We start from the raw sequence: 10,289 nt of genomic DNA, 5'->3' as shown, positions 1-10,289 counted from the left end.
CCCACCGCACTGCCGACCGTGCCGACAGTCCCATTAAGCGCGCCGCCCACTGCACCTCCCGCAGCGCCCACCACGCCACCGACGAGGCCGCCAACGCCCAGCGCGCTGTTCTGGGCAGCCACCGTCGCCTGGCCTGCCAGCTTGAGATTGCGATCGGCCACCACGTCCTGGCCGCCGGGGGCCTGCACGCGCACCTTGCCGGCGACCCCGGTATCGAACGCGGCGGTGATCGCCCGGTCATGGGTCTCACCCGGCAGTTCTTCCTTGGCCGGCAACGTGACCGCCGCCGTCGCCCGGGCCTGGCCCTGCGCATCGATCTGGTGGCCGGCGACCTTGAGCTGCGAATCAAGCTTGCCGTCGATCGAACCCTTCACCGCCGAGAGGCTCCCCGCAGGAGCGCCACTGAGTCCGGCCACGGCTTTGGCGCCGGCGTCGATCGAGGCTACCTGGGCACCAGCAACACCGAGCTTGGCGCTTGCCCTCGCATCCGTGGCCACGCCCAGCGGCGACTGCGCTGCCGGTGCCACATGGGCCGCCAGTGACGCATCCACCTGCGCTGCCCGGGTCGCGGCCTTGCCCAGACCGATATCGGCACGCACGTCGGCGCCCAGCGTGGGAACTGCAACCTGCTTCGGCGCCGCGTTCGCGGCCAGCTTCACCTGCACGGTGGCCGGCAGCACGTCGCGCACCACCGGCAGCGACTGGGTACTCAGCTGCAGGCCGACCCGTGCATCGGCACTGATCGCCGGGCTGCTCTGCGCCTGCCGGGAGGCAGCCGCCAAGGCCACTTCGGCATCGACCTTGACCGGCATCGGCTGGGTGTACTTCGCTGCGAGCGCCTGCAGGTCACGCAGCGATTGATTGGATTCGGATGCCCCTGCGTGGCCACTCGCCAGGATGCACAGCAGGGCCAGGGCGAGCGTGGTCGGCATCAGCAGGAAGGCGCGCGGATCGCGCCCGGCGCTGCCACCGCTGTCGCCGGTGGCCAGTTCAGAAGCCACGACCAGAGCATTGAGCTGGCGGTTCCATACACGCCGGTAGATGCGGTTCATGAGCATTTCCCCCGTAGGCGAACAACTGGAATGTCAGTGGACTTGCCGCTAGGCAGGTGACTGACATTTCAGCGCCGGCAACGGCGGCGGCGCACTTCATTCCGGCACGGCAATCGCGCATTCCGGCAAATCCACGGCCGGAATCGGCAGCCGGTTATGCAGAAGCGGCAACCCTATCGGCAAGCGCATACGCATTTCCGGCAGAAACCACCGGGAAACCCTTGAGCGGCTTGGCTCAGGCCGGCTGGCCGAGTTGTGCAGGCGCACGCATCAGCGTGTCGCGCGGCAGTTCGCCGAAGACCTTGCGGTAATTGTCGGCAAAGCGCGAGAGGTCCCAAAGGCCGCAGCTGAGGGCGATCGCTTTCACCGAGCGGCGGCTGGAATCGGCCATTGACAGGCTGCGGCAGGCCGCGCACAGGCGCAGCATTGACAGGTAGCGATTGGGCGACGTGCCAAACAGATCCTCGAATGCATAACGCAGCCCGCGCTCGCTGACCCCGGCGGCATCGCAGATCTCGTTCATGTAGATATTCCGACGCAGATTGAGCCGCATGAAATTCTCGGCCCGCTGCGCGATCAGATAATGCGTTCGCCGCGCACGGCTGCACCCGGGCCGGTCGGCGGCTCCTGCCCCGAGCAGGGCCTGCACATGCTCATGCAGAAGGCGTTCGGTTTCTTCCGGCTGCAGCCCGACGCCCTGCCCCAACTGCTGGTGCAGCTGCTGGTAATGCTGCGAGAGCGGTGCCGAATCGCTGGCAAGATTGAACAGCGACAGCGCCTGTCCTGCCGGGGGCGTATTGCGAAGGCTCAGCTCGGTCAGCTTGCGCTGCACCCGCGCAACCGGCACCAGCATCAGCGTCATATGGGTGCCCGGGCTCAGGGTGAACTCGCTGATGCCCTCCGGCATGATGGTCAATGCCATTCCTGGCGTGAGCGGCACGCCGTGGCACCAGCTCAGCGTTTCATCGGTTGCATGCAGATACCCGAGCATCGCCCAGTCCGGTGGCAGCATGAAACGGCCACGGCAATGGAAGCCACAGCTGATGCTGCAGAACAGGGCTTCCTCGTGCACACGCGAAGCGAACGCCGCCCGTGGCCCATTGCCATCGAGCAGCAACAACTCGACATCGCAGACACGAAGCACGCCGCTCAGCGTTGCCAGGTCGATCGAACGCAGGCCGCTGTCGTCGCTGTCTCCTACCCCACCACCATCGACCATGACAGTGTCGTCCCCCCGTTGATCCGCTACACGGTGCAGCCCCCACTGCCTTACAGGGCGGCACCATTCCAGGAACTGCTGCCGTTGCCGGGATACAGGCGACGATTGCCATGCAACCGGCCCGGGAAACATCCACGACTTGATTCCGAGTATGCCCGATAATCGAACCAGGTAAACCCAGCCACCGGATTGAAGAAAACAGATACACAGGTGAAGAAAACGTCCGCACCACTGGCACGGTTTTCGCATGCGCCAACGAGGTGAATCACATTATCTGCACGTCGATGAATCGTTTTGCCTGCGAACGGATTTTGGTCACATAAACAGACTGAATATTTAAGGCCCGCGGATTTTCTGCCGAATTTGCATATAGGTTCCGGTTGCAGCCAACCGCCATTCAGGCAAAGTCGAGATCACGGTGATCCGGCCAGCACACGGCCACACCCAGGGGGACAGCATGACCATGCACGTGACGCACGACACTTCGACCACCGGCTCCGCGCCGCGCGGTCGCGGCCGCGCGAACGACGTCCCGCCGGGAGACGATCACTCTGCTTGAGCACAGCGGGGCTGTCCCGCCGTGTTTCCTCCGCGCGGATCTGCGGGGGCCCACGGACGATCCCGGCGGAGCCGGGCCACCGCCCAACGCAGGTGTCCTGCATCAGCAGACAGGTAGAGGGAGACATTGGTCATGAACGCATCCATCCGCAGATTCCTGAAAGAAGAAGACGGTGTCACCGCGCTCGAGTACGGGCTGCTGGCGGCCGTCATCGCCGGCATCCTGATCGCGGTCGGCAACGAGCAGATCAAGGGGTTCTTCGAAACGTTGTTCAAGAACCTTTCCGCGCTGGCGACCAAGGCATCCGGCTCGGCACCTGCGACCGGCGGCGGCTGAGCCTGCACACGCCGCAGTCGCCTGCGGCGTTGCGGGGTGGTGCCCCGGAAGCAACGGCAGACCGTCCAGTGACGGACGACGGAGTGTGCGATGACAGTGCTGGGATTATTGGCCATCGGCGTGTGCCTGCGGATCGCCATCGGCGACCTGTATGCCCGTCGGGTATCCAATGCCTGGCTGCTGTCCGCGTCGGTGATCGCCATTGCGCTGATCATCGCCGGCCAGTTCAGCGTGCCGCGCCAGCCGTGGCTTGCCCACGTTGCCGGCGCGGCGCTCGGCCTGCTGGCGCTGCTGCCGTTCTACGCCATCCGCTGGATGGGTGCCGGCGATGTGAAGTTCTTTGCGGTGCTGGGGCTGATGCTCGGCTGGAAGGCGCTGCTGCCGATCTGGATCGTGGCCAGCCTCGCAGCCGGCCTGCATGCCGTGCTGATCCTCGCCGGCCGCCGGCTGGCCGCGTGGCTTCCGCAGGGCCTGCAGATGCAGGTCAACCGTGCCAGCAGCCAGTGGCAATCACACCCGGCCCTGCGCGACATGCAGAGTGCCCGCCAGGGGCGACGTGGCATTCCCTATGCGGCCTATCTGGCCGTCGCCGGCATCGGCTGGGTGCTGGCAAGCGTCTACGGAGGTCTGGCATGACCCTCAATACTCCACGGCTGCAACGCGGCGTGGCCAGCATCGAGTTCGCGCTGATGCTGATGCTGGGCCTGTTGCCACTGCTGCTGTTCACCTTTTCCGGGGTGATGATCATGGCTGCGCAGCAGACCCTGGCCACCGCGTCGGCCGAGGGCGCACGTGCGTCCCTGCGGTACGGCACCGCCAATGAGCGGCGCACGGCGGCCTGTGTCGCTGCGCGCAGTTCAATGCAGTGGCTGCTGAACTTTTCCGGACAAGGCGTGGACTGCAGCAACGGTGGCAGCAACGCCATCGTGGTGTCCGCGCAGGCGCCCTGCGCCGGCCTGGCCACCGCCCAGTGCATGACGGTAACGGTCAGCTACGACTACGCCAGCCACCCCTTCCTGCCCGGCACCGCCACGCTTTACAAGTGGGTGATGCAGGCGCCCATCCGCAGCGTCGCGGTCGCCCAGCTTGACCTCGGCAGCGGCAGCTGACGATCACTACAGGAGACGGTTCCATGCTCAAGTTGACCCGCATCGCTGCCGTCGCCCTGATCGGGCTGGCCGTGCTGCTGGCGGTGATCGCACTGATGATCGGGCGCAAGCCCGCCACGCCCGCCGCAGCCGCGCCGATCGTGCACGGTGAGGTTGCGGCGATCACGGTGGTGGAGGCCGTGGCGCGCCTGCCGGCCGGCGAGCCGATCACCGCCAATGGACTGCGCCTCGCACAGCGGACCGCACCGGTGGCCGGTGCGGCCAGCAGCATCGCCGCAGTGGTCGGCAAGGTCCCGGTGCAGGACATCGCCGAGGGCACGGCGATCAGCAGCAGCGCCCTGGCCCAGGGCTTCTCGCTGCAACTGCGCCCCGGCGAACGGGCGCTTGCGGTACCGGTCGACGAGCTGGTCGGCGCCGGCAACCGCATCCTGCCGGGGGATTTCGTCGACGTCTTCCTCAATCTGCGCACTGCGCAGGCCAACAGCGGTGGACCGGCCGAGACGGCACAGACCCGCCTGCTGCTGTCGCGCCTGCGCGTGCTCAGCTATGGCCAGCAGGACATCGCACCGGTCGCCAGCGAGTCCACCGCCGGCAATGAGGGCGATAGCCGCAACGACCCGCGTGCCGCCGACATCACCGGCAGCGGCAGCTCCCATGCAACGGCCAGTGAAGCCACCCAACCTGCACGCAGTGCCGTGCTGGCAGTGCCCGTGGCCGATGCCAACCGGCTGTTGCTGGGCGCGCAGCAGGGCAAGCTGTTCCTGGCCCTGCGCAATCCCGCCGATACCGGTCTTCCCGATCTGGCCCTGTTCCCCCAGGCACGCGGCGTGATCGATCCGCTGCGCGGCCTGGATGCGGAACAGCAACTGGCCCTGCAGCGCCCGGAAAACCACGCCTTCGCCGGTATCGATGGCGATGCCCTGGCCGGCCGCGGCAACCGTCCGGTACGCACCCCGCCTGAAGGGCCGGCGCCGGCCTCGGCACCGCGACGCAGCGCCCCGCGTGCATCGGGCATCGAGATCATCCGTGGTGACAGCTCCGCCCCCCGTGGTTCCCTTTGACCTGCATCGAGTGCATCCATGACCCAATGCCGCCGTCCACGCCTCTCCTCCCGCCAGCGCTGGCTGGCCCTGCTGCTGGTGCTGCTGGCGCCAGCGACGAGCGTGGCCGCCGACGACCTGGTCCTGCAGGCGCGTGAACAGCGCCCCTGGACCCTGCCGGCCGACCTGGAACGGGTCGCCATCGCCGATCCGGGCGTCGCCGATATCGTGATGCTGCGCGGCCAGCGCCAGGCGCTGCTGGTGGGCAAGGCGCCGGGTACCACCACCCTGCTGCTCTGGCACCGAAAGCAGGCCGAGCCGCAGCGGATGCAGGTGCGGGTGCAGAGCGCGGTGCAGGGGGCTGCCGACGCCGGCGCCAGCGGGCTGGTGTTCACCCAGCAGGACCATCAGGGCCTGCTGCAGGGAAGCACCGACAGCACGCTGTCGCACATGCAGGAACAGAAGACCGCCGCCATGTCGCTGGGCAAGGACGGCCTGCTCGCCGATGCGTCCACCGTCAGCAGCGGCGGCGTGGTCCAGGTCGAGGTCAAGGTGGTCGAGTTCAACAAGACCGCGCTGAAGCAGATCGGTATCAGCTTCCAGAACCGCAATGGCAACTTCGCCTATGGCTTCGCCCGTCCGGGCGGCCAGCTGCCGGGCAACACCGGCATCCTGCCCGGCATGAAGGAGGGCAATTCCGGCAATGAAGCCGAATCGCCGATCTCGTCGGCATTCCGCCTGGTGTTCGGCTCGACCAAGGGCCTGTGGAACGCCGATGTCGATCTGCTGCAGAGCAACGGCATGGCACGCGTGCTGGCCGAGCCGACCCTGGTCGCGCTGTCCGGGCAGAGCGCCAGTTTCCTGGCCGGTGGCGAGCTGCCGATCCTGGAGCCGCAGGGTCTCGGCACCACCACCATCACCTACAAGCCCTTTGGTATCGGCCTGACCGTCACGCCCACCGTGCTGGCGCCCAACCGGATCGCGCTGAAGGTCGCGCCGGAGGCCAGTGACCTGGACTACAGCAACGCCATCGCGCTCAACGGCGTGCAGATCCCCTCGATCACCACCCGTCGTGCGGATACCACGGTCGAGCTCGGCGACGGCGAGAGCTTCGTGATTGGTGGACTGGTCAGTTCCAACGTCGTCTCCAGCGTCGGCAAGATCCCGCTGCTGGGCGATCTGCCGATCATCGGCTCGTTCTTCCGCAATCTCGATTACAAGCGCCAGGACAAGGAGCTGGTGATCATCGTCACGCCGCGGCTGGTGCAGCCGTTGGCACGCAACACCGAGCTGCCGCTGCCTGGCGAACGCGAGGCCAAGCCGAACCTGCCCGAATGGGGCTCGTGGCTGCTTGGCCCGATCAGCCAGGACCCGGTGCCCGGATTCTCGCGCTGATTCCCTGATGCCTGCGATACCACGCCCATGCCCTACGCCACTGCCCAGCCGCTGCATCCGCAAGGACCACCGATGAACCTGGTCCTGTACGGAATGGATCGCGAACTGCTGCCCCGGCTGGCGGCCAAGCTGCCGCCGACCACCACCCTGCACTGGCAGGACAGCAACAGCCCGACCTCCGCGCAGGATCTGCAGCGTGGGCCCCAGAGCCTGGTGCTGCTCGACTTCCGTCCCGAGCATGCAGCCGCCTCAAGCGTGCTCGCACAGCAGCTGCAGCAGACCGAACCGGACCTGATGCTGGTCGCGGTTGGCGCCACCAGCACCGGCCAGGTGGAAGGGGTGGTGATGGCCCTGCGTGTCGGCCTGCGCGACGTACTGGACCTGGACAGCGACAACGCTGGCATCGAAGCGGCCTTGCGCCGCGCGCTTTCACCCCGCCCTGCCGCGGCCGCGCAGCACGCACACAAGGCCCGCCTGATCGTGCTGCTGGGCGTTCGCGCCGGAGTGGGCACCAGCACCCTGGCCGCGCACCTGTCAGTGCTGGCACAGCAGACCCGCGCGCTCGCCCAGGGCGAAGCGCTGCTGCAGGATGGACTGCTGATGGAGCTGGCGCAGCCGTCCGGTGACCTGGCGCTCTATCTCAATCTCGACAGCCGCTTCCACTACGAGGACGCGCTGCGCAACGCCAGCCGCATCGATGCCACCCTCGCCCGCACTGCGATGGCACGTCACGATTCCGGGCTGGTACTGCTGGATCGCGCCAGCGGCAGTGATGCGGTGCCGCCATCCGATCCCGGCGCACTGCTGCAGCGCCTGCGCGGCGTGTTCGCCAACGTGCTGTGCGACGCCGGTGGCTGCCCGTTGCGGCAGTTGCCACCGCTGCTGCTGGACCAGGCCCACGAGATCTGGCTGGTCACCGACGCGTCGATCGCCACCCTGGTCTCGCTTGACCAGGCACTGAAGCACCTGGCGGGACAGCGCGAGCGCGAGAAGCGGCTGCAGCTGGTGATCAACCGCCATGACGACAGCAGCGGCATGAGCCCGGAGCAGATCGCGCGCCGCTTCGAGGTGCCGTTGCTGGCCACCCTGCCCGAACGTCCGCGCGTGCGCCTGTCCGCAAGCCAGGGCCACCTGCTGCTGCAGGATGCGCCGCGCGACCCCTACCTGCGTGCCCTCGCCCCGCTCGTCTCGCGCCTGGACCCGGCGGCCTGCCCGGTGCAGGCACATGGCCTGCGGGAAAGACTCTCCCTTGCCCTGGGTGGATCGCAATGGAAGACAAGGTAACCCCGTTCCCGCATGCCGCCACCCGCCCGGTGTTGCCCGACAGCGCCCCGGGCCATCTGCCTTTCGCGCAGACCGAGCAGTACCAGAAGGTGCTGTCGGCCGCGCACGAGCACCTGCTCAACAGCATCGAGGACGAGCGGATCGACATTGATTCCTGGGCCCCGGACACCATCGCACGCTGGGTGCAGGTGCAGACGGTGGGCTTCATCCAGGAATGGCGGATCCCGATCAACGAGGAAGAAATGCAGGTGGTCGCCGAAGGGCTGGTCAAGGAGCTGACCGGCTTCGGCCCACTCGACGACCTGCTGCATGACCCGTCGATCGAGGACATCCTCATCAACGGCTTCAAGGACGTGCACGTCTCGCAGGGCGGCCAGCTGAAGCGCGCGACCCAGCGCTTCACCGACGATACCCACCTGCTGCGCATCCTGCGCCGTATCCTGGCCCCCCTGGGACGCCGTCTGGATGATTCCAACCCGATGGTCGACGCGCGCCTGCCCAACGGCGGCCGCCTCAACGCGATCATCTCGCCGCTGGCGGTGGATGGCCCGATGGTCTCCATCCGCAAGTTCCGCAAGGATCCGTTCACGCCCGACGAACTGCTGGCCAAGGGCACCTTCGACGCGCCGATGCAGGCACTGCTGAAGGCGATGGTGCTGGGCCGCTGCAACATCCTGGTGTCAGGCGGCACCAGCTCGGGCAAGACCTCGCTGCTGAACGCACTGGCCAGCTACGTGCCGGACAACGAGCGCGTGATCACCGTCGAGGACACCGCCGAACTGTCGCTCAACCACCCGCACGTGGTGCGCCTGGAAAGCCGTATCGGCGGTGCCGAGGGGCATGGCGCGGTCAGCATCCGCGACCTGGTCCGCAACAGCCTGCGCATGCGCCCCGACCGCATCGTGGTCGGCGAAGTACGCGGCGCCGAGGTACTGGAGATGCTGCAGGCGATGAACACTGGCCATGACGGCTCGATGGCGACCATCCACGCCAATTCGCCACGCGACTGCCTGTACCGCATCGAGATGCTGGCCGGCTTCGCAGGCTTCCAGGGCAGCGAAGACAGCCTGCGCCGGCAGATCGCCAGCGCGATCGACTTCATCGTGCAGATCTCGCGGCTGGGCAGCGGCCGCCGCGTGCTGGTCTCGATCACCGAGATCACCGGCGTCAGCGACAACCTGATCACCACGCAGGAGATGTTCCGCCACGAGCTGCAGATCGACAGCACTGGCAAGGAGACCGATCGCTGGATCGGGCTCGGCTTCCATCCGCACTCGCACAAGCTGGAACCGTTCCGCCAGCAGCTGCGTGAATCGCTCTACGGGGACTTCTGAGCATGGGCACCGGCCTGCTGCTGGGCGTGTTGAGCATCATCTCGGTGCTGCTGGCGCTGGCGGTCTGGCTGTGGGGCAGCGCCAGCAGCCGCGAACAGCGCCAGGCCTCGCTGCAGCACGCCGAGCAGCAGCTGGCACGCGGCAGTGCCGGCAGCGGAGCACCTGCGGGACCGTCAGTCACCGCCGCCAACGATCCGGCACGCCCCGCCAGCAGCGGTCGCCGGGTACTGCCGCTGGACGGCCTGCTGCAGCGCGCCGGCCTGCAGACCGGCTGGAAGCTGCCGATCATGCTGCTGGTACCGGGGCTGGTACTGTCGGTGGTGGCGGCGATGCGGCTGGGCACCGCATGGATGTTCCCGCTGACCTTGCTGCTGTACCTGCTGGGTTGCTGGTTGTGGGTGATGCGCCGGACCACCAGGCTGCGCGCACAGCTGCTGCATCAGCTGCCCGACTTCCTCGACAACCTGGTGCGCTTGACCGCGCTCGGCAACAGCCTGCAGGCGGCCTTCCAGGTGTCTTCGATGCAGACCAGCGCGCCGTTGCGCGGGTTGCTCGATACCACGGTGCGCTACGCGCGCAGCGGCATGGACCTGGACCGCGCCCTGACCCTGGCTTCACAGCCGTACCGGATGGATGTGCTCAAGGTACTGGCGGTGGTGATCGGGGTCAGCGTCCGCATCGGCGGCCGTGCCGACCAGATCCTGCAGCGCATGGGGGATTTCATGCGCGACCTGGAACAGGCCCAGCAGGAACTCGCTGCGACCACGTCGGAAACACGCATGTCGGCCTGGGTGCTGGGCCTGCTGCCGCCGGCCAGCGCCGTGCTGATGGCGATCTCAAGCCCGGCGTTCTTCCAGCCGGTGCTGCACGATCCGCTTGGCCACAAGATCCTGCTGATCGCACTGGGCCTGGAACTGCTTGGCGCGTTCCTGCTGTATCGCCTGGCCAAATCACTATGACC

The 10,289-nt window shown here is 67.4% G+C and carries 10 protein-coding genes; 8 read left to right on the top strand and 2 right to left on the bottom strand.

All coding sequences use genetic code 11. The features are described from left to right. Together Q0P60_RS16465 and Q0P60_RS16460 are read right to left on the bottom strand one after the other, a co-directional pair. Positions 1 to 1,052 (bottom strand): ESPR domain-containing protein (locus Q0P60_RS16465; protein WP_294995913.1); only part of this gene is annotated, 1,052 nt, incomplete at its 3' end. 235 nt (positions 1,053 to 1,287) lie between these two features. Beyond that, positions 1,288 to 2,271 (bottom strand): helix-turn-helix domain-containing protein, encoded by a 984-nt coding sequence (locus tag Q0P60_RS16460; RefSeq protein WP_345780340.1) that lies wholly within the window; start codon positions 2,269 to 2,271, stop codon positions 1,288 to 1,290. A 691-nt stretch (positions 2,272 to 2,962) separates the two neighbouring features. On the opposite strand from Q0P60_RS16460, the gene Q0P60_RS16455 reads away from it, so the two are divergent. The 8 genes from Q0P60_RS16455 (at position 2,963) to Q0P60_RS16420 (ending at position 10,287) form a co-directional block, all read left to right on the top strand. Continuing rightward, positions 2,963 to 3,166 carry a Flp family type IVb pilin gene (locus Q0P60_RS16455; RefSeq protein WP_294995907.1) on the top strand — a complete coding sequence of 68 codons (204 nt, stop codon included), beginning with the start codon at positions 2,963 to 2,965 and terminating at the stop codon, positions 3,164 to 3,166. Between the two features lie 90 nt (positions 3,167 to 3,256). Further along, entirely contained in the window at positions 3,257 to 3,802 is a 546-nt protein-coding gene (locus Q0P60_RS16450) for a prepilin peptidase (protein WP_294995904.1), read from the top strand. Beyond that, positions 3,799 to 4,275 carry a TadE/TadG family type IV pilus assembly protein gene (locus Q0P60_RS16445; RefSeq protein WP_294995901.1) on the top strand — a complete coding sequence of 159 codons (477 nt, stop codon included), beginning with the start codon at positions 3,799 to 3,801 and terminating at the stop codon, positions 4,273 to 4,275. The genes Q0P60_RS16450 and Q0P60_RS16445 overlap by 4 nt, the downstream gene beginning before the upstream one ends. A gap of 23 nt (positions 4,276 to 4,298) precedes the next feature. After that, complete coding sequence (cpaB, locus tag Q0P60_RS16440; protein ID WP_294995898.1) at positions 4,299 to 5,336, top strand: Flp pilus assembly protein CpaB; 1,038 nt, start codon at positions 4,299 to 4,301, stop codon at positions 5,334 to 5,336. An 18-nt stretch (positions 5,337 to 5,354) separates the two neighbouring features. Next, positions 5,355 to 6,710 (top strand): type II and III secretion system protein family protein, encoded by a 1,356-nt coding sequence (locus tag Q0P60_RS16435; protein ID WP_294995895.1) that lies wholly within the window; start codon positions 5,355 to 5,357, stop codon positions 6,708 to 6,710. 27 nt (positions 6,711 to 6,737) lie between these two features. After that, on the top strand, positions 6,738 to 7,994 hold the full coding sequence (locus Q0P60_RS16430) for a fimbrial protein (RefSeq protein WP_345780339.1): 1,257 nt from the start codon (positions 6,738 to 6,740) through the stop codon (positions 7,992 to 7,994). Further along, entirely contained in the window at positions 7,979 to 9,328 is a 1,350-nt protein-coding gene (locus Q0P60_RS16425) for a CpaF family protein (RefSeq protein WP_294995890.1), read from the top strand. Before Q0P60_RS16430 ends, Q0P60_RS16425 begins: the two co-directional genes overlap by 16 nt. A 2-nt stretch (positions 9,329 to 9,330) precedes the next feature. After that, positions 9,331 to 10,287, top strand: a complete 957-nt coding sequence (locus Q0P60_RS16420) for a type II secretion system F family protein (protein WP_294995887.1) — start codon at positions 9,331 to 9,333, stop codon at positions 10,285 to 10,287. Positions 10,288 to 10,289 lie beyond the last annotated feature (2 nt).

The organism is uncultured Stenotrophomonas sp. (genome assembly GCF_945952405.1).
Classification (GTDB): domain Bacteria; phylum Pseudomonadota; class Gammaproteobacteria; order Xanthomonadales; family Xanthomonadaceae; genus Stenotrophomonas.
Note: the sequence above shows the minus strand (reverse complement) of the source record. Positions and strands in the feature narration are given on the sequence as shown.